This window comes from Streptomyces sp. BK208 (assembly GCF_004364245.1).
GTDB lineage: Bacteria > Actinomycetota > Actinomycetes > Streptomycetales > Streptomycetaceae > Streptomyces.
Genome location: NZ_SOAV01000007.1, coordinates 376774 through 394599 on the forward strand (window position 1 = coordinate 376774; position 17826 = coordinate 394599).

The window sequence follows — 17826 nt, forward strand, 5'->3', positions numbered from 1 at the left end:
GGTGCCCCCACCACCACCGCCGTCACCGCGGGCGGTCGTGCCCCCGCCCCGCCCCCACCGCCGTCCCCTACACGGCCGAGGGTCCCCCCGGTCCCCGCCCCGACAGCACCTCCCCGTACGCCTGCATCAGATCCGGCAACCGCAACGTCGCCAGATCGTCCCTGCTCAGCACCCCCGGATACACCGACAACCGCAGATCCCGGTACGCGCAGCTCTTCTCGTACAGCGTCCGCAGGAACCGCCCGTTCCCCAGTTCGTCGATCCACCCCTGGTCCACCACGTGCCCGGCGATCGACCTCAGCTCGTCCAGCGCCTCCTCGTCCCACACGTCCCCGTTCTCCGCCGCGAGCACCTCCCCGATCGAGGTCAGCTCCAACGGCCGGTACGAGGGAAAGTCCACCCGCGTGGTGAAGCGCGAGGACAGGCCGGGGTTCGCACCCAGCAGCCGGTCCATGCCCTCCGGATAACCGGCCAGGATCACCACCAGGTGGTCCCGGTTGTCCTCGGCCCGCTTCAGCAGTACCTGCAGCGCCTCGTCGCCGTACGCGTCGCCCTTGCCGTATCCCGAGTTGGACAGCGAGTACGCCTCGTCGACGAAGAGGACACCACCGAGCGCCGAGTCGATCAGCTCGTTCGCCTTCACGGCGGTCTGGCCCAGGTACTCGCCGACCAGGTCGGCCCGCTGCGCCTCCACCAGGTGGTCGCCGCCGAGGAGCCCGAGCGCGTAGAAGACGCGGCCCAGGATGCGGGCCACGGTGGTCTTGCCGGTGCCGGAGGGGCCGGAGAAGACGAAGTGACGTTTGGGCGGCTGCACGGGCAGACCCTGGCCGGCCCGCAGCCGCGCCATGTTCAGCTGCGCGGACAGCGCCTTGACCTGCCGCTTCACCGGTTCGAGGCCCACCATCCGCTCCAGCTCGGAGAGCGCCTCCTCCAACAGTGCGGGATCGGTGGGCCCGGCGGGCAGGGACGGATCGGGTCCGCCCGCCTTCTCGCGCACCGACGGTCCGCCGAGCGGAGGCAGCGGGGCCGACAGCGGGGGATCGGGCATCGAGAGCTTGACGCCGCGCTCCTCGGGGCCGAACAGGGGGTCGAGTCCGTCCAGGGCGTCCACCCCCGCGCCCGCCTGCGCGAGCGCCGCCAGATCGGCCGGATCGTCGTAGTCGTCGCCCTCGGCGATCGCCGCCAGCCGGGCCGAGGTGTCCATGAAGGCGGGGTCGACGCGGTGCACCGCCCGGTACAGCGGGAGCGCGGCGGCGCTGCGTCCGGTGCCTTCGTGGGCCCGCGCCAGCCAGTAGCGCAGCTCCTTGCGCTGGGGCTGCTCGCTGCGGCACCGCATCAGGGCCGCCGAGAGCAGCGGCTCGGCCTGCCCGTACATCTCCAGGCGGACCCGGGCCATACCGCTGAACAGGCCCGCCTCGATGCCCAGTAAGGGGTCGCCGAGCAGTGGGTCGGTGTGCCGGACGAGCTGCTCCCAGTCCTTGACGAGGTAGGCGCGGCAGGCGTGCAGGAAGCGGACCTGGGCGTCGGAGTCCACCGGCGGCAGCCCGGCCAGGGCCCGGTCCAGCTCCGGGACGTGCCGGCCGTCCAGCCAGTGCGAGGCGTGCGCCAGCAGCAGGTCACGCGGGTTCTCCAGCACCGGCTGCACCCACCAGCCCAGCCAGTACCAGGAGTTGAGCGTGCGGCGATGACGCCCTCGCTGCTCGCCGAAGCGGTCGCGGTTGCGGAACATTCGCAGGAGCGCGTTCGTGGTGTCGACGCGCAGGGCGTGCAGTCCCAGCCAGCCGTCGGCCATCGTGGGATCGATCCGCACCGCCGTCCGGAACTCCTCCTCCGCCTGCGGGTAGGCCCCCATCGTGTAGGCGTCCACCCCGCGCAGCCAGGCGAGTTCGGCCGGGGCCTGTGGGCCCTGCGCGCCGAAGTCCATCACGTCCCCCACCTACCGTGCCCCCGTCGGTAAGCCGCCGAGCCGTCGCCCGTCGGCCGCCTCGGTCAACGGCTCCACCGCGGACCGGAGTTGCAGGTGCGCGCGGCAATCTCCCACAGGTCGCACCGAGGGCATCGTACCCGCGGCGGTCTTTCCTCCGAAGGGTGCGGGAGGGGTCGTTCCGCGAGGTGGGAGCGGGTGGGACGGCCGATCGCATGGTGACCGAGGGTGAGCATCCGGCGTCGGGGAGCAGCCGGAAAAGGGGCTCAGGGCAGAACGAAGCCCCCGGTCACGGGGGAACAACCGGGGGCTTCGCGTCTGCGGGCGGCCTCGAACTGCCGCACATCCAGAACGTAAGACCTGTACGGCCCCTGGGTCAAGCGAAGTTGGGGCACGTCGGCGGGTCGCCCGGACGTGATCTTCACGAGTTCAGCACATTGCGGAGGGTCCGTCACTCTGGGTGAGAAAATGGGCCCCGGTGGCCGTTCCCGCGGGTCCCGGCAGCACCTCGTACCCCAGTTCGCGCTGTCGCACCAGAAGGTGCGCGAAGGGGCGCGAGGGGTCCTCGGCGAAGTGCCGGCGCTCGGCCGGGATCCACCCGTCCCAGAACGTCCGCTGCCGTGCACCGTCGCGCGCCCGTCCGCGCGCCCACGCCTCTTCCGGCGGCAACTCCATCCACAGCAGCCCGGCCAGGTGGGGCCGCAGGGCCTCGCGGCCCGCGCCGACGCCCTCCACCAGGATCACCGGGGCGGGCGGCAGGGGGCGCGGCGCGCCGAAACGCCGGGTCTGCCAGTCGTAGGGGGTGTAGAGAGCGGTCTCACCGCGACGCAGGGGCTCGATCACCTGGCCGAGCAGTCGACCGGTCCAGCCGAACAGCTCGTCGTGGCTGGCGATGTCGTCGAGGTGCAGCACCGGTGCCCCGTCCAGGCGGGCCGCGAGCCGCCCGGCGAACGTGGACTTCCCGGACCCGGCGTGGCCGTCGACGCCGATCAGGCGCACGGGTCCGCAGGAGGGGGGAAGCCGGCGGAGCCGGGCTGCTAGGTCGAGGATGGCGGATCCTGTGGGGCGGGAGAGGGACGGATGCGTTCCCCGCACTCTAACCGCCACCACCTGCGCACCCTCCGATACCGGCCCCTGCCCGGCCCGGCCTCTGCCCGGCCCGGCCTCTGCCCTGCCCGGCCTCTGCCCTGCCCGGCCTCTGCCCGGCCCCGGCTCCCGCCCGGCCTCGTCTCCCGCCCCGGTCCCGGTTCCGCCGTCCGGGCCCGCTGCCCGCCCCACCACTGGTCGACACCAATATTGGTCGCGTGGCGTGCGTGGAAGTGCTGGCAGGAGCGGGCACCGACGGCCATAGTTGGCGCACGACCGTGCAACGACGGACCCGCCCGACCCGGACACCTGGGGGTCTCCCGCTCATGAGCAGAGTCGAACAGCCGTCCCGCAGAGCCCTCCTCGCCGCAGCCGTCGCCGCCGCCGTGGCGGGCGGCGCCGTCCCGGCCGTCGCCCACGCCGCGCCCATTGGGGGCACCGGCGACGGCACCGCGGACCCCGACCGGGCCGCCGCCCGCCGACCGGTCGACTACCACGCCTGGACCACGCTCCAGGACTGGCGGCACGGGACCGCGCGGGGGACCCGCCTCGTCGCGGGCGCCCGCCCCGGTGTGGCGATCGGCACCCCGGCGGGCACCGCCGACTACACCGACCCGCACACCGGCACCACCGCCGCCTGGGAGTACGCGACCTGGACCTCACCCGTCCACCGGCTCGCCGTACCCGCCACGGAGGTGATCGCCTCCTGGAACGCGCACACCCCGACCGGCACCTGGATCGAGGTCGAGCTGAAGGGCGGCTACTCCGACGGCACGGACACGCCCTGGTACGTGATGGGCCGCTGGACGGCCGGCGACGGCGACCAGGACATCAGGCGCACCTCGGTCGACGACCAGAGCGACGGCCGGAGCAGCATCTGGACCGACACCTTCTCGATCGACGACGCCTCCACCGGTCTGCGTCTGACCTCCTACCGGCTCCGGCTCACCCTGCACCGTCGCCCCGGCGCGCGCACCACGCCCACCGTCTGGCGGCTCGGCGCGATGGGCTCCGACATCCCCGACCGCTTCACCGTGCCGGCCTCCATCCCCCGCCACGCCGGGGAACTGCGCGTCCCGCGCTACTCGCAGGAGATCCACAAGGGCCAGTACCCCGAGTACGACAACGGCGGCGAGGCATGGTGCAGCCCCACCTCCTCGCAGATGATCGTCGAGTACTGGGGCGGGCGCCTCACCGCCGAGCAGCTCGCCTGGGTCGATCCCTCCTACGCCGACCCGCAGGTCTGCCACGCCGCCCGGTACACGTACGACCACCAGTACGCGGGCTGCGGCAACTGGCCCTTCAACGCCGCCTACGCCGCCACCTTCGAGGGCATCCAGGGCGTGGTCACCCGCCTCGGCTCCCTCACCGACCTGGAGACGCTGATCGCGGCCGGTATCCCCGCCATAACGTCCCAGTCCTTCCTGGAGGAGGAGCTGACCGGGTCGGGCTACGGCACCTCGGGCCACCTGATGACCGTGATCGGCTTCACCGCCGACGGTGACGTGATCGCCAACGACCCGGCCTCGGACGACGACGAGGCCGTGCGCCGGGTCTACAAGCGGCGCGAGTGGGAGAACATCTGGCTCCGGACGAAGCGGTACAACGCCAGTGGCAAGGTCGTCTCCGGTACCGGCGGCGTCTGCTACCTGTACTTCCCGGCCCGTCCCAGTGCCCGGCAGCGCAAGGCCCTCGCGGCGTTGGGGGTGCGCTGACCTGAGCCGCTGTGACCAAGCTCTCGGCCGCAAAAGCCGCTCCCGGTGGCAAGGTGGACACCGTGAGCGGGGGGATTCCGCCCAGCCGACCCCGAGATCAGCGAGAAGCCATGACCGCACACACCGCAACCGCCGCCCGCGTCCGCACCGGTGGCCCCAAGGACGAGGGTCCGCAGATCCTCGAGCACGTCATGGGCTGGACCCTCGTCGTGGTGGTCGCGATGCTCGTGGTCCAGCTGGGCCTTCTGTGACGTGACCCGCGGGTCTTCTCCGGCGTGATCCACGGGTCCGGCGTGATCCGCGGGTCCGGTGTGATCCACGGGTCCGGTGTGATCCACGATCCTTCTCTGGCCTGATCCGCGGGCCTCGTCCGGCGTGATCCGCGTGTGACCTACCCCACGGTGCGACCTGCCATACTGCGGGTGTCCCGCCGCCCGCAGGAGACCAGGGTCGAATTTGAATATCAGTCAACAAGGTGCCGAGGTCCGCCCCCGGGCGCGCGGCACCGAGCGCTCGCTGGCACGCCGCGCCGAACTCATCGCCATCGGGCGGAGGTTGTTCGCCGACACGTCCTACGACGCGCTCTCGATGGACGACATCGCCCGCCAGGCGCATGTCGCCAAGGGGCTGATCTATTACTACTTCGAGTCCAAACGGGGCTACTACCTGGCGATCATCCAGGACTCCGTCACCGGACTGGTCACCACCGCGGCGCGCGGCACCGAACTGCCGCAGGTGGACCGCGTCCAGCGCACCATCGACGGCTATCTGCGCTACGCCGAGCAGAACCAGGCGGCCTACCGCACCATCGTCAGCGGCGGCGTCGGCTTCGACACCGAGGTGCAGGCCATCCGCGACGGGGTGCGCGAGGCGATCGTCCACACCATCGCCGAAGGGGCCTACGGGCGCTCCGACGTCGGCCCGCTGGCCCGCATGGGCCTGCTCGCCTGGGTCTGCGGCGTCGAGGGCGCCACGCTCGACTGGATCGGCCGCCCAGAACTGCCGCGCGAGACCATGCGCGAGCTGCTGGTGAAGTCGCTCGGCGGCACGCTGCGCGCCATCGAGGAACTGGACCCCGCCTGCCCGGCCCCGGTCCCCGCCCGCCGGGACGACACCTGACGGAGCCCGCCGTGGCGAAGGGGCGGAGACCGAGCCGGTCTCCGCCCCTTCGCCCCCCGTTCGGGCCGGGTGGCTCAGTCGATCGCCTTGATCAGCTCACCGTTCGCGGTGTCGCCGCTCAGCTCCCAGAAGAAGGTGCCGCCCAGACCCTGCTCGTTCTTGTACGACATCTTCGTGGCGATGGTCTGCGGGGTGTCGTAACTCCACCAGTCGTCACCGCACTTGGCGTACGCGGTCCCGCCCACCGTGCCGGTCGCCGGGCAGCTGGTCCTCAGCACCTTGTAGTCCTCGATGCCGTTCTCGTACGTGCCCTTCGCCGGGCCGGTCGCGGTCCCGCCCGGTTCCGACTGGGTGACGCCGGTCCAGCCGCGGCCGTAGAACCCGATGCCGAGCAGGAGCTTCGAGGGCGGGATGCCGAGCCCCTTGAGCTTCGCGATCGTCGCCGAGGTGTCGAAGCCCTCCTTCGGGATGCCGGAGTACGAGGTCAGCGGCGAGTGCGGGGCGGTGGGGCCGGTGGCGTCCCAGGCGCCGAAGAAGTCGTACGTCATCGGGTTGTACCAGTCGACGTACTGGGCGGCGCCCGCGTAGTCCGCCGCGTCGATCTTGCCGCCGGACGTGGCGTCGGCCGTGATGGCCGCGGTGACCAGGTAGTCCTGGCCGAACTTGGCGCGCAGGGCGCCCATCAGCCTCGGGAAGGCGTCGCGCCCGCTGGTGTCGCAGCTCAGGCCGCAGGCGTTGGGGTACTCCCAGTCGATGTCGATGCCGTCGAAGACGTCGGCCCACTTGGAGTTCTCGACCAGGTCGTAGCAGGACTGCGCGAACGCCTCCGGGTTCTGCGCGGCCTGCGCGAAGCCGCCGGACCAGGTCCACCCGCCGAACGACCAGAGGATCTTCAGGCCAGGGTGCTTCTTCTTCAGCTTCAGCAGCTGGTTGAAGTTGCCGCGCAGCGGCTGGTCCCAGGTGTCGGCCGTGCCGTCCACGGAGTCGGCCGCGGTGTAGGCCCGGTCGGTCGCCGCGTAGGCGTCGCCCATGGCGCACTTGCCGCCGGTGACGTTGCCGAACGAGTAGTTGATGTGGGTGAGTTCGTCGGCCGAGCCCGACGACTCGATGTTCTTGACGTGGTAGTTGCGGTCGTAGACGCCCCATTCGGTGAAGTAGCCGACGACCTTCGAGCCGGCCGCGGCCTGCGCGGCGGGAGTCGTGGCCCGATCGGCGGGGGCCGCGGCGGTGGCCGTCGCGGGACCGGCGCCGGCCAGCAGGCCGGCGCCGAGGGCGACGGTGCACAGGGCGGAGAGCAGCGTCCGGACGGGGCGGACGCGGGGGAGGTGCGGGACGTGCATCGGGTGTCTCCTCGTGGGGGGAAGAGGGAACGCGCGCCGATTGGCATGAACGCGGTAACGCGTTCGGATCGTCACCGTAGGAGGACTAGACCAGTGTGGTCAATGGTTCGGACCATCTCACCCCGTCCGGGGTCCGAATCGCGACTCCGCGGGGCCGGCGTCGGCCATTCTCCGAATTCTTGGAGTAAGCGGTCGTTAACTGGTGACTCCGTGCCTCCGATCGGGCATACTCACAGCGCACAGCCGCTGGTCAGCAGCTTCCGCGACCCGGGAGTGCGAGCATCGGCCAGGCCGAACGACCCGGCGGAGCCGCCTCCACCCAAGGCGCACGCCCGCCGATGTGCCCGACAGGGAGGAGAGCGTCGCCATGCCCGACCGCGCCCCGCAGCCGGTGGACCGGCAACTGCCCACGGACGAGGCACGGGACCTGATCTCGCTCGTCCGCGACATCGCGCAGCGTGAGATCGTCCCGAGCGCGGCCGAGGAGGAGGACGCCGGACGCTTCCCGCGCGAGGTCTTCACCCTCCTGTCCGACTCCGGCCTGCTCGGCCTGCCGTACGACGCCGAGTTCGGCGGCGGCGAGCAGCCGTACGAGGTCTACCTTCAGGTCCTGGAGGAGCTGGCCGCGGCCCGGCTCACCGTCGGCCTAGGCGTCAGCGTCCACTCGCTCGCCTCCTACGCCCTGGCCGCCTACGGCACCAAGGAGCAGCAGGCCGAGCACCTGCCCGCGATGCTCGGCGGCGGCCTGCTGGGCGCCTACTGCCTCTCCGAACCCGCCTCCGGCTCCGACGCCGCCTCGCTGCGCACCAAGGCCGTGCGCGACGGCGACGACTGGGTCATCACCGGCACCAAGGCATGGATCACGCACGGCGGCATCGCCGACTTCTGCACCGTCATGGCGCGCACGGGCCCGGACGGCCCCCGCGGCATCACCGCGTTCCTGGTGCCCGGTGACGCCGAGGGGCTGAGCGCCGCGGCGCCGGAGAAGAAGATGGGGCTCAAGGGCTCGCCCACCGCCCAGGTCCACCTCGACGGCGTGCGGGTGCCCGACGCCCGGCGGATCGGCGACGAGGGGCAGGGCTTCGCGATCGCCCTGTCCGCACTCGACTCCGGCCGGCTCGGCATCGCCGCCTGCGCCATCGGCGTGGCCCAGGCTGCGCTGGACGAAGCGGTCTCCTACGCGGTCGAGCGGCGCCAGTTCGGCAGGCCGATCGCCGACTTCCAGGGGCTGCGCTTCATGCTCGCCGACATGGCGACGCAGATCGAGGCCGGCCGGGCGCTCTACCTGGCGGCGGCCCGGCTGCGCGACGCGGGCCTGCCGTTCGCCAAGCAGGCCGCCATGGCCAAGCTGCACTGCACCGACACGGCGATGCGGGTCACCACCGACGCCGTGCAGGTGCTCGGCGGGTACGGCTACACCGCCGACTTCCCGGCCGAGCGGTACATGCGCGAGGCGAAGGTGCTGCAGATCGTCGAAGGCACCAACCAGATTCAGCGGATGGTCATCGCCCGTCACCTCGCGGGTCCCGAGGAGCGGTGACGTCCGCGGTGACCCGGAAATCGGCGGTGACCCGGAAGTCGCCGGTGGTGAACGCGTCACCCGTGGCGAAGAAGTCGCCCAGTCCGCGCGGGGGTTCCGCGAGCCTGACCCACTCCGGGTCGTGGCGCCCCGGCAGGGTGCGCCCGCCGTCGGCCCAGGTCCGCATCAGCTCACGGTAGATCGGCGGGTCCGGGATCTGCGGGGCCGGAGGAACCGGCCCCGCGGGCACCGGTACGAACACGCGGCGGCGACTCCCGGTCGCCGAGTACGTGGGGGTCATACCCGGGCAACGCGGCGAAGCGCGGACAGGTCACCGGTGGGCGCAATCGAGCGTGCGTTCACAGGCGTCCCCGGCCAAGTGCCGGGAGCCGACCGAGGCCTGACGCCCCGTCGGCATGCTCCCGGCGTCACCCGTACGGCCCCCGTCCTGCGTCGGCGCACACCGACCCGCGCCACGGCGTTCTGCGAGCCGTGGCGCCGGTGGGATCACGCGAGGGGTGGGCGAGCCTCGTAACGGGCCGCCCGGGGGCCTCAGGCCGCTTCGCGCCGCATCGTCGGCACCCGCATCGGGCGCGAGCCCGGACCGCCGACGTGGGAGAAGGGCTGGGTCCGCCAGTCGAGGCCCCGCGGGAGCGTCAACAGCAGCGCGGTGTCCTGCTCGTGGGGCCGGGACGACTCGTCCGCCGGCCGCGCCTCGGTGGCCCTGCGGCCGGTGCCGGCGCAGACCGTGAGCCCGAACGGGTTCCACGGCGAAGCGCACAGCGCGTGCTCCGGCAGCTTCTCCTCGTCCGCGAGAAGCGCGATGGGCTGCGCGCAGTCCGGGCAGATGACCCGGTACATCTCGAAGGTGTCGTAGGCGTCGAGCTCCTCGTCGTCGAAGGCGTCGGGTTCGACGCCCTCCGATACGGGCTCGACGACGGGCTGCTGCCGCTTGGACGCGGTACGACCAGGGCTCTTAAGACTCTGCATGGGATCTCCCCCTAGGGCTGGGCCGTGACGGCACTGCGGCCTCGACCACAGCAAGCACTTCCCGTCCCCCCTCCGGGGTAATCACGGGAACATTACGGAGAACGTTCAACCAGTGTGGTCTTCGTCACATGCCTGTCGCAGATGCCCCGTGCGGCGGATTTGTCCCCGCTCCGCCACCGCCCGACCTCCCGTCACATCACGAACAGGGCATGACCCGGACTGCTCAGGTATCCGAGGAGATCAAGCGCACTGTAGGTTCTTGCGCCATGGAGGAGCTGGACCGACAGATCGTGCAGCTGCTCGTCAAGGACGGGCGGATGAGCTACACCGACCTGGGCAAGGCCACGGGCCTGTCCACGTCGGCCGTGCACCAGCGGGTGCGACGGCTGGAACAGCGCGGCGTCGTGCGCGGCTACGCCGCGGTCGTCGACCCGGAGGCCGTCGGGCTGCCGATGACCGCCTTCATCTCGGTGAAACCGTTCGACCCCAGCGCCCCCGACGACATCGCGGACCGCCTCGCCGGAGTCCCCGAGATCGAGGCCTGCCACAGTGTCGCGGGCGACGAGAACTACATCCTCAAGGTCCGGGTGGCCACCCCGCACGAGCTGGAGGAACTGCTCGCGCGGGTCCGTTCGCTCGCGGGCGTGTCGACCCGGACCACCGTGGTCCTCTCCACCCCCTACGAGTCCCGGCCGCCGCGGATCTGACCGGCGCCCGCGAGGCGGCGGCCGGTGGAGCGCCGGGCACGGCTTGCCGTGCGGCCGCCCCGGCTGCGGGGCGGACCCCGCGAGGGGCGAGACTGGGGTCCATGAGTGAGTCCACCACCCCGTCCTCGACCGTCCTGCTGCGCCGCGGCGAGGTCCACAGTCCCGCCGACCCCTTCGCGACGGCCATGGTCGTCGAGCGCGGCCAGGTCGCCTGGGTCGGCTCGGAGGGCGCCGCGGACGCCTTCGCGGACGGGGTCGACGAGGTGGTCGACCTGGACGGCGCCCTCGTCACACCGGCGTTCACCGACGCACACGTGCACACCACCGCCACGGGTCTCGCCCTCACCGGCCTCGACCTGTCCGGCGCCCCCGACCGCGCGGCGGCGCTCACCCTGGTGCGGGACTTCGCCGCCGCCCGGCCGGACGACCGGGTCCTCCTCGGCCATGGCTGGGACGCCGCCCGCTGGCCCGACGGACAGCCTCCGACGCGCGCCGAACTGGACGCCGCGACCGGCGGCCGACCCCTCTACCTCAGCCGGATCGACGTCCACTCGGCCGTCGTCACCACCGCCCTGCTCGACCTGGCGCCCGGTGTCCAGGTCCGCGGCGACGGGCCGCTCACCGGCGACGCCCACCACGCGGTACGCGCCGCCGCCCTCGGAGCGGTCACCCCCGCACAGCGCGCCGGGGCCCAGCGCGCCGCCCTCGCGCACGCCGCCTCCCTCGGCATCGGAACCGTTCACGAATGCGCAGGCCCGGAGATCTCCTCCGAGGACGACCTCACCGGCCTGCTGCGCCTGTCGGCCGAGGAGCCGGGGCCGAGGGTGATCGGCTACTGGGCCGAACAGGACGTCGACAAGGCGCGGGAGCTGGGCGCCGTCGGAGCCGCCGGTGACCTCTTCGTCGACGGCTCGCTCGGCTCGCACACCGCCTGCCTGCACCAGCCCTACGCCGACGCCGGGCACACCGGAACCGCGCACCTGGACGACGCCGCCGTCGCGGCCCACGTCGTCGCCTGCACCGAGGCGGGCCTCCAGGCGGGCTTCCACGCCATCGGCGACGCCGCCGTCACCGCCGTGGTGCAGGGGGTGCGCGCCGCCGCCGACAAGATCGGGCTCGCTCGCGTCCGCGCCGCCCGCCACCGGATCGAGCACGCCGAGATGCTCACCCCCGAGACCGTCGCCTCCTTCGCCGAGCTGGGGCTGACCGCTTCCGTCCAGCCAGCCTTCGACGCGCTCTGGGGCGGCGAGGACGGCATGTACGCCCGGCGTCTGGGCGCCGAGCGGGCCCGCACTCTCAACCCCTACGCCGCCCTGCTGCGCGCGGGCGTCCCGCTCGCCTTCGGCTCCGACAGCCCGGTCACGCCCCTCGACCCGTGGGGCACCGTCCGGGCCGCCGCCTTCCACCGCACGCCGGAGCACCGCGTCTCCGTCCGGGCCGCGTTCACGGCCCACACGCGCGGCGGCTGGCGGGCGATCGGCCGCGACGACGCGGGCGTCCTGGTGCCGGGGGTGCCCGCGGACTACGCCGTGTGGCGCACCGGCGAGCTCGTGGTCCAGGCGCCGGACGACCGGGTGGCGCGCTGGTCGACCGACCCGCGCTCCGGCACCCCCGGCCTGCCCGACCTCACCCCCGGCCGAGAGCTGCCCGTCTGTCTGCGGACCGTGGTGGGCGGCCGGACCGTCTTCGTACGGCCGGGCGAGTGATCTCCGCCGCCGACGGGGCGATGATCTTCGCGCGGTCGCGACCTGCGACTCCTCCGCGCTGACCTGCGCATTGAGGGCAAAGGCGCAGGTCGAACGACTGTTGACAGGCGACGGCGGGGGGCCGGTAGGTTCGGCCGGGTCCACCACCGGACGCCCGACCGGGGAACTTTCCGCATGCGCGTCGTGGCGCCGCTGAGTCAGGGACGGTGTGCCGCACCGGGGCACCGCCACTGGGAGCCAGGCTCAGCGCCCGCACCGCGGCGAGGGAACGTTCCGGCCGGTCGGGAGGTGTGACCCGGGTGGGGCCCGGGCGCTCAGTAGACAACGGCTCAGGTCGACCCGCAGCCGGCGGGTCCCGGGCCGGCCCGAAGGGCGCCGGGCCCCCATCCGTCGCACAACGGCCCGAAACGGCCATCCCTACCCCGCTCCTGGGAAAACGACACCACCGTACGGCCGTCCTGACACGTCGGCGCAGGCCGCGGCGATTATGGTGGTCCTCTGTGTACGGACACGAAGGGGCAGTGGTGAACGACGGCGACGGGACGCCCGCGGCTGCGGGGCGTGAGAGGCGGTTCGGCCCCCTGGGTACGGCCCTGGTGATCATCCCGACCTACAACGAGGCGGAGAACATCAAGGCGATCGTCACGCGCGTGCGCGAGGCCGTCCCCGAGGCACACGTGCTCGTGGCCGACGACAACAGCCCCGACGGCACCGGCAAGCTCGCCGACGAGCTGGCGGCGGCCGACGATCACGTCCAGGTCATGCACCGCAAGGGCAAGGAAGGGCTGGGCGCCGCCTACCTGGCGGGCTTCCGCTGGGGCCTGGAGCACGACTACGGCGTGCTGATCGAGATGGACGCCGACGGCTCCCACCAGCCCGAGGAACTGCCCCGGCTGCTGACCGCCCTCAAGGGCGCCGACCTGGTGCTCGGCTCCCGCTGGGTGCCCGGCGGGAGGGTGGTGAACTGGCCGAAGTCCCGCGAGTTCATCTCGCGCGGCGGCAGCATGTACTCGCGCATCGCGCTCGACCTGCCGCTGCGCGACATCACCGGCGGCTACCGCGCCTTCCGCCGCGAGACCCTGGAGGGGCTCGGCCTCGACGAGGTCTCCTCGCAGGGTTACTGCTTCCAGGTCGACCTCGCCCGCCGGGCGATCAAGGCCGGGTACCACGTCGTCGAGGTGCCGATCACGTTCGTCGAGCGCGAGCTCGGTGACTCCAAGATGAGCCGCGACATCCTGGTGGAGGCCCTGTGGCGGGTCACCACGTGGGGCGTGGGGGAGAGGGTCGGCAAGGTCCTGGGCCGGGACCGGCGGTCCGGGACGGCGCCCGGCGGGCAGGACACGGCGGGCGACGACCCGGCGAAGCCGGCGCACCCGGCCGATCCGACGAAGGTGTCCGGCGGCAACGCCTGATCGTCCCCCTTATGCCGCGCTGAGCCGGGGCCAGGCACACTGGAAGCATGACGACTGGCGCCCAGACCCCCAGGTCCCCCGCCCGGCCACCGCGCTCCCGGCTGCGCACGTTCCTGCCGCTGGGCGCCGCCGCGTGGCTGGTGCTGGAGATCTGGCTGCTGACCGTGGTCGCGGGGGCGTCCAGCGGTTTCGTGGTCTTCCTGCTCCTGGTCGCCGGCGTGGTCCTGGGCTCCGTGGTCATGAAGGCGGCGGGCCGCCGGGCGTTCCGCAACCTCACGGAGACGATCAACCAGCAGCAGTCGGGCATGCCCCCCGGGACCGCCCGCCCGAACAGCGAGGGCAACGGCCTGATGATGCTGGGCGGGCTGCTCCTGATCCTGCCCGGCCTGATCTCGGACGCGCTCGGCCTGCTCATGCTGCTGCCCCCGGTGCAGAAGGCCGTCAGCCGCTACGCCCAGCGGACGGTGGAGCGCAAGCTCCGCGACGCCGCCCCGGGCGGCCTGGGCGACGCCTTCCGCCAGGCCCGGATGCACCGCCCGGACGGCAAGGTCGTCCAGGGCGAGGTCGTACGGGACGAGCCGGACGACGCCCCGCAGGAACCCCGTCCTCCGCTGACGCGCTGACCGCGGCTGCGGGCGCCACGACACGACAAAACCGCGGGTGCCGTACATGAAGCTCATGTACGGCACCCGCGGTTGTTCGGTTGTGTCGCCTACGGTTTCCCGCTATGCACTCTTGCGGCTGTCTCGCGGATGGACCGCGATGTTCATCGCGCCGGAGCGCAGAACGGCCAGCCGCTCCTCGAGGACCTCTTCGAGTTCCTCGCGGGTGCGGCGTTCCATCAGCATGTCCCAGTGCGTACGCGCGGGCTTGGCCTTCTTCTCCTCAGGGCCGTCGCCGTCGACCAGGAGTGCCTGGGCCCCGCAGACCTTGCACTCCCACTCCGGCGGGATCTCCGCCTCGACCGAGAAGGGCATCTCGAACCGGTGCCCCTTCTCACATGCGTACTCCACGGCCTGGCGCGGGGCCAGGTCGATGCCGCGGTCCGTCTCGTAGCTGGTCACCACGAGGCGCGTGCCGCGAAGAGCTCGCTCACTCATGAATCGTGCCTCCCGGGCTTGTCGCCCACAGGACAGGTGTCGCTGTCGTCGTCATCCGGTCAACGTCCGGGCGGCGGTAAAGATTCCCGTCCCGACTCCCGATCCGGGCCCTGCGTCGCCGTCGCAGCCGCAGCCTTGCAACCAGTGCAGTACCCGCCGACGTCCGGTTTGTCACCTCTGCTGGCAGAGGTGACATAGCGATTCGGCACCTTTGACGCGCAGTAACGGTACGCCTGGCAGGCCAAACGCGTACACTACAGCGCTTTCGCGCCGAGTGCTAAATCCTTTCGGGTATCGGATTGCCCGCGTCGCCGATCGCCCGGCGCACCGGTACCCGCGCGAGCAGTGCGAACCCGATGACGAAGAAGACCACCAGCGAGATGATCGCGTCGCGATAGCTCCCGGTCAGCTGGTACGTGAGCCCGAAGAGCAGCGGCCCGAGCCAGCTCATCCCGCGGTCGCTCAGCTCGTACGCCGAGAAGTACTCGGCCTCCTTGCCCGGCGGGACCAGATGGGAGAACAGGGAGCGGGACAGTGCCTGGCTGCCGCCCAGGACGAGCCCGATCCCGCCGGCCAGCACGAAGAACCAGGCCGGCGCCCCGGCCGGCAGGAAGTACCCGGCCCCGAGGGTCACCGTCCAGGCGACCAGCGACCCGAGGATCGTGCGCTTGGCCCCGTACCTCCGGGCCAGCCGGCCCAGCGCCAGGGCGCCCGCCACCGCGAGTACCTGGACCAGCAGGACCGCGACGATCAGCGTGGACTGCCCGAGTTCCAGCTCCTCGGAGCCGTAGACGGAAGCCTGCGAGATCACCGTCTGGATGCCGTCGTTGTAGACCAGGTACGCCAGCAGGAAGGCCAGCGTCAACGGGCGCCGGCGCATGTCGCGCACGGTCGCCGCGAGCTGCCGGAACCCGGGCAGCGCCGCCTCCCGGGCCACCGCGCGGCGGTCCCGCAGCCGCCGCAGCGGGACCAGGGCGAACGCCCCCCACCACAGCCCCGCCGACGTCAGGCAGATGCGGACCGCCGCGCTCTCGCTCAGCCCGAAGGAGTCGTGGCCGGTGTAGAGGACCAGGTTGACGATCAGGACCAGGGCGCCCGCGGCGTAGCCGAAGGCCCAGCCGCGGGAGGAGACCGCGTCGCGCTCCTCGGGCGGGGCGATCTGCGGCAGGTAGGAGTTGTAGAGCATCATCGCGACCGACTGCGCCGCGTTGGCGACGACCAGGAGCGCGCCGCCCAGCAGGTAGCGGTCGCCGCCGAGGAAGAACATCGCGGTCGTGGCCGCGGCACCGGTGTACGCGGCGGCGGCCAGCAGCGGCTTCTTGCGCCCCGAGCGGTCCGCCGCTGCGCCCACCAGGGGCATCACCAGCACCGCCACGATCACCGAAAGGGACACCGAGTACGCGAAGAAGGACCCGGCGCGCACCGGTATGCCCAGCGGGTGGACGTAGCCGTCCGTGTCCGCCGCCGACTCGGCCACCGAGGTCAGGTAGGGCCCCAGGAACACCGTGAGCACGCTGGTCGAGTAGACCGAGCACGCCCAGTCGTAGAAGTACCAGCCGCGCTGCTCGCGCCGCCGTTCGGCCGCCGGGTCGGCCCCGTCGGCCGCGCCCGTCCGCAGGGTGTCGGTGCCCACCCGTGCCCTCGCTTCCCCGTGAACGCGCACCGTCCCCGGGGCGCGGTCCGGGTCTCAGACCCAGACGCCGCGGTCCTCCATGACCTTGCGCAGTGTGTCGATGTGATCGGTCATGATGCCATCCACCCCCAGATCCAGGAGCCGGTGCATACGGTCCGGATCGTTCACCGTCCAGACGTGCACCTGCAGTCCGCGCGCGTGGGCGGCGCGCACGAAGCGGTGGTCCACCACCGGTATGCCCGACTGCGCCTCGGGAACCTGCGCGGCCACCGCCGAGCGGCGCGGCGCGGCCGGCACGCCCCAGGAGCGCAGCCGCAGTCCGAGGACGCCCCGGATGCCGTACGAGGTGGCCAGGCGCGGGCCCGCGAGCCGCTGGGCGCGGACCACGCGCGCCTCGGAGAACGAGCCGACGCAGATCCGGTCCCAGGCGTCCCGTCGGGCGATCAGCTCCAGGAGGGGCCGCAGCGCGGGCTCCGCCTTCACGTCGATGTTCCAGTGCACCTCGGGAAAGGTCTCCAGGAGCTGCTCGAAGAGCGGCACCGGTTCTTTCCCCGCCACGCGCGCGTGACGCACGTCTTCCCACGGCAGGTCGGCGATCCGTCCCGCCCCGTCCGTCACCCGGTCCAGGGTCGAGTCGTGGAAGGCGACGAGCTTCCCGTCACGGGTGGCGTGCACGTCCGTCTCGATGTACCGGTAGCCCGCCTCGGCCGCCCGGCGGAACTGCCGCAGCGTGTTCTCCAGACCGTCCGCGGCCCCGCCCCGGTGGGCGAAGGCGATCGGACCGGGATGGTCGAGGTACGGGTGGCGTATCGGGGTGGTCACCGACGCAGTATGGCGCGCTGCGGCCGACCGGCGGCAACCACCGTGCTGCCGCCCGGTGTCGGCGGGACGGCGAACACCCGCAGGAACACCTGGGCGAGCGGGCCGATCGACACGGCGTAGAGCAGGGTGCCGAGGCCGACGGTGCCGCCGAGGGCGAAGCCCGTCACGACGACGGTGATCTCGACGGCGGTCCGCACCAGGCGCACCGAGAGTCCCGTGCGCCGGTTCAGCCCCGTCATCAGGCCGTCCCGCGGTCCAGGACCGAAGCGCGCCGCGATGTACAGCCCGGTCGCAGCCCCGTTCAGGACGATGCCCGCGACCATCGCCGCGATCCGCAGCGTCCAGCCCTGGGCGTCCGGGACGACGCTCAGCGTGGCGTCCATCGCGGCGCCGATCACGAGCACGTTGGAGACGGTGCCGAGGCCCGGCCGCTGGCGCAGCGGGATCCACAGCAGCAGGACCACCGCGCCGACGAGGGTGAGCACCACGCCCATCGACAGTCCGGTGTGCTCCGCGAGGCCCTGGTGCAGCACGTTCCACGGCTCCAGACCCAGCCCGGACCTGACCAGCAGCGCGGAACTGGCGCCGTACAGCGCGAGGCCGCCGTAGAGCTGGATCAGCCGCCGAGCGAGTGGCCCGGACGCCCCCGGCTGCCTGGTCTGCCTGGTCTGCCTGGACTGCCTGGACAAGAGGTGCCCCCCTGGGTGGTGGTAGTGGCCTGCCACATGACACCCTGTGGCTTGAGCAGGAGAG

General features: G+C 72.4%; 17 protein-coding genes. 8 read left to right on the forward strand and 9 right to left on the reverse strand.

Annotation, left to right across the window (positions count from 1 at the left end; genetic code table 11):
* Positions 1–67 precede the first annotated feature (67 nt).
* Positions 68–1924, reverse strand: coding sequence for an AAA family ATPase (locus tag EV562_RS20060; RefSeq protein ID WP_133888237.1), 1857 nt, complete (start codon positions 1922–1924; stop codon positions 68–70).
* Positions 1925–2353: 429 nt separating this feature from the next.
* Positions 2354–2923 (reverse strand): hypothetical protein, encoded by a 570-nt coding sequence (locus EV562_RS20065; RefSeq protein ID WP_243860096.1) that lies wholly within the window; start codon positions 2921–2923, stop codon positions 2354–2356.
* A gap of 413 nt (positions 2924–3336) precedes the next feature.
* On the opposite strand from EV562_RS20065, the gene EV562_RS20070 reads away from it, so the two are divergent.
* From EV562_RS20070 to EV562_RS20080, 3 genes are all read left to right on the forward strand, one after another.
* Positions 3337–4725 carry a peptidase C39 family protein gene (locus EV562_RS20070; RefSeq protein ID WP_166661894.1) on the forward strand — a complete coding sequence of 463 codons (1389 nt, stop codon included), beginning with the start codon at positions 3337–3339 and terminating at the stop codon, positions 4723–4725.
* A gap of 110 nt (positions 4726–4835) precedes the next feature.
* A complete protein-coding gene (locus tag EV562_RS20075) occupies positions 4836–4976 on the forward strand; it encodes an SCO1431 family membrane protein (protein ID WP_133888172.1) in 141 nt (46 codons plus the stop codon).
* 205 nt (positions 4977–5181) lie between these two features.
* Positions 5182–5844 carry a TetR/AcrR family transcriptional regulator gene (locus EV562_RS20080; protein ID WP_133888173.1) on the forward strand — a complete coding sequence of 221 codons (663 nt, stop codon included), beginning with the start codon at positions 5182–5184 and terminating at the stop codon, positions 5842–5844.
* 74 nt (positions 5845–5918) lie between these two features.
* Here the strand turns inward: EV562_RS20080 and EV562_RS20085 are convergent, their stop codons facing one another.
* Entirely contained in the window at positions 5919–7184 is a 1266-nt protein-coding gene (locus EV562_RS20085; RefSeq protein ID WP_133888174.1) for a glycoside hydrolase family 18 protein, read from the reverse strand.
* A 367-nt stretch (positions 7185–7551) separates the two neighbouring features.
* Here EV562_RS20085 and EV562_RS20090 point away from each other — a divergent pair, with 367 nt between their 5' ends.
* Positions 7552–8724 (forward strand): acyl-CoA dehydrogenase, encoded by a 1173-nt coding sequence (locus EV562_RS20090; protein WP_133888175.1) that lies wholly within the window; start codon positions 7552–7554, stop codon positions 8722–8724.
* Here the strand turns inward: EV562_RS20090 and EV562_RS20095 are convergent.
* Both EV562_RS20095 and EV562_RS20100 read right to left on the reverse strand, forming a co-directional pair.
* A complete protein-coding gene (locus EV562_RS20095) occupies positions 8687–9004 on the reverse strand; it encodes a hypothetical protein (RefSeq protein ID WP_133888176.1) in 318 nt (105 codons plus the stop codon). The two genes, EV562_RS20090 and EV562_RS20095, sit on opposite strands and share 38 nt — an antisense overlap.
* Positions 9005–9255: 251 nt before the next feature.
* Positions 9256–9693, reverse strand: coding sequence for a hypothetical protein (locus EV562_RS20100; protein WP_133888177.1), 438 nt, complete (start codon positions 9691–9693; stop codon positions 9256–9258).
* A 266-nt stretch (positions 9694–9959) separates the two neighbouring features.
* On the opposite strand from EV562_RS20100, the gene EV562_RS20105 reads away from it, so the two are divergent.
* The 4 genes from EV562_RS20105 to fxsA all read left to right on the forward strand — a co-directional run bounded on the left by EV562_RS20105 (position 9960) and on the right by fxsA (position 14141).
* Positions 9960–10400: an Lrp/AsnC family transcriptional regulator gene (locus EV562_RS20105; RefSeq protein WP_104633953.1), complete on the forward strand. Its 441-nt coding sequence runs from the start codon at positions 9960–9962 to the stop codon at positions 10398–10400.
* 101 nt (positions 10401–10501) lie between these two features.
* A complete protein-coding gene (locus tag EV562_RS20110) occupies positions 10502–12106 on the forward strand; it encodes an amidohydrolase (protein ID WP_133888178.1) in 1605 nt (534 codons plus the stop codon).
* Positions 12107–12630: 524 nt separating this feature from the next.
* On the forward strand, positions 12631–13518 hold the full coding sequence (locus EV562_RS20115) for a polyprenol monophosphomannose synthase (protein ID WP_243860098.1): 888 nt from the start codon (positions 12631–12633) through the stop codon (positions 13516–13518).
* A gap of 47 nt (positions 13519–13565) precedes the next feature.
* Positions 13566–14141 (forward strand): FxsA family membrane protein, encoded by a 576-nt coding sequence (gene fxsA / locus EV562_RS20120; RefSeq protein ID WP_133888179.1) that lies wholly within the window; start codon positions 13566–13568, stop codon positions 14139–14141.
* 102 nt (positions 14142–14243) lie between these two features.
* Here fxsA and EV562_RS20125 read toward each other — a convergent pair whose 3' ends face one another.
* The 4 genes from EV562_RS20125 to EV562_RS20140 all read right to left on the reverse strand — a co-directional run bounded on the left by EV562_RS20125 (position 14244) and on the right by EV562_RS20140 (position 17762).
* Complete coding sequence (locus tag EV562_RS20125; protein WP_003977404.1) at positions 14244–14618, reverse strand: RNA polymerase-binding protein RbpA; 375 nt, start codon at positions 14616–14618, stop codon at positions 14244–14246.
* A gap of 277 nt (positions 14619–14895) precedes the next feature.
* Positions 14896–16251, reverse strand: a complete 1356-nt coding sequence (locus tag EV562_RS20130; protein WP_133888180.1) for an MFS transporter — start codon at positions 16249–16251, stop codon at positions 14896–14898.
* A gap of 54 nt (positions 16252–16305) precedes the next feature.
* On the reverse strand, positions 16306–17073 hold the full coding sequence (locus tag EV562_RS20135) for a glycerophosphodiester phosphodiesterase (protein WP_133888181.1): 768 nt from the start codon (positions 17071–17073) through the stop codon (positions 16306–16308).
* Complete coding sequence (locus tag EV562_RS20140; protein WP_133888182.1) at positions 17070–17762, reverse strand: hypothetical protein; 693 nt, start codon at positions 17760–17762, stop codon at positions 17070–17072. The genes EV562_RS20135 and EV562_RS20140 overlap by 4 nt, the downstream gene beginning before the upstream one ends.
* Between the last annotated feature and the right edge of the window lie 64 nt (positions 17763–17826).

Coding starts and splice junctions, on each gene's coding strand:
- EV562_RS20075 (WP_133888172.1), top strand. CDS start 4,836: ATGACCGCACACACCGCAACCGCCGCCCGCGTCCGCACCGGTGGCCCC.
- EV562_RS20125 (WP_003977404.1), bottom strand. CDS start 14,618: ATGAGTGAGCGAGCTCTTCGCGGCACGCGCCTCGTGGTGACCAGCTAC.
- EV562_RS20060 (WP_133888237.1), bottom strand. CDS start 1,924: ATGGACTTCGGCGCGCAGGGCCCACAGGCCCCGGCCGAACTCGCCTGG.
- EV562_RS20070 (WP_166661894.1), top strand. CDS start 3,337: ATGAGCAGAGTCGAACAGCCGTCCCGCAGAGCCCTCCTCGCCGCAGCC.
- EV562_RS20100 (WP_133888177.1), bottom strand. CDS start 9,693: ATGCAGAGTCTTAAGAGCCCTGGTCGTACCGCGTCCAAGCGGCAGCAG.
- EV562_RS20105 (WP_104633953.1), top strand. CDS start 9,960: ATGGAGGAGCTGGACCGACAGATCGTGCAGCTGCTCGTCAAGGACGGG.
- EV562_RS20090 (WP_133888175.1), top strand. CDS start 7,552: ATGCCCGACCGCGCCCCGCAGCCGGTGGACCGGCAACTGCCCACGGAC.
- EV562_RS20110 (WP_133888178.1), top strand. CDS start 10,502: ATGAGTGAGTCCACCACCCCGTCCTCGACCGTCCTGCTGCGCCGCGGC.
- fxsA (WP_133888179.1), top strand. CDS start 13,566: ATGACGACTGGCGCCCAGACCCCCAGGTCCCCCGCCCGGCCACCGCGC.
- EV562_RS20095 (WP_133888176.1), bottom strand. CDS start 9,004: ATGACCCCCACGTACTCGGCGACCGGGAGTCGCCGCCGCGTGTTCGTA.
- EV562_RS20085 (WP_133888174.1), bottom strand. CDS start 7,184: ATGCACGTCCCGCACCTCCCCCGCGTCCGCCCCGTCCGGACGCTGCTC.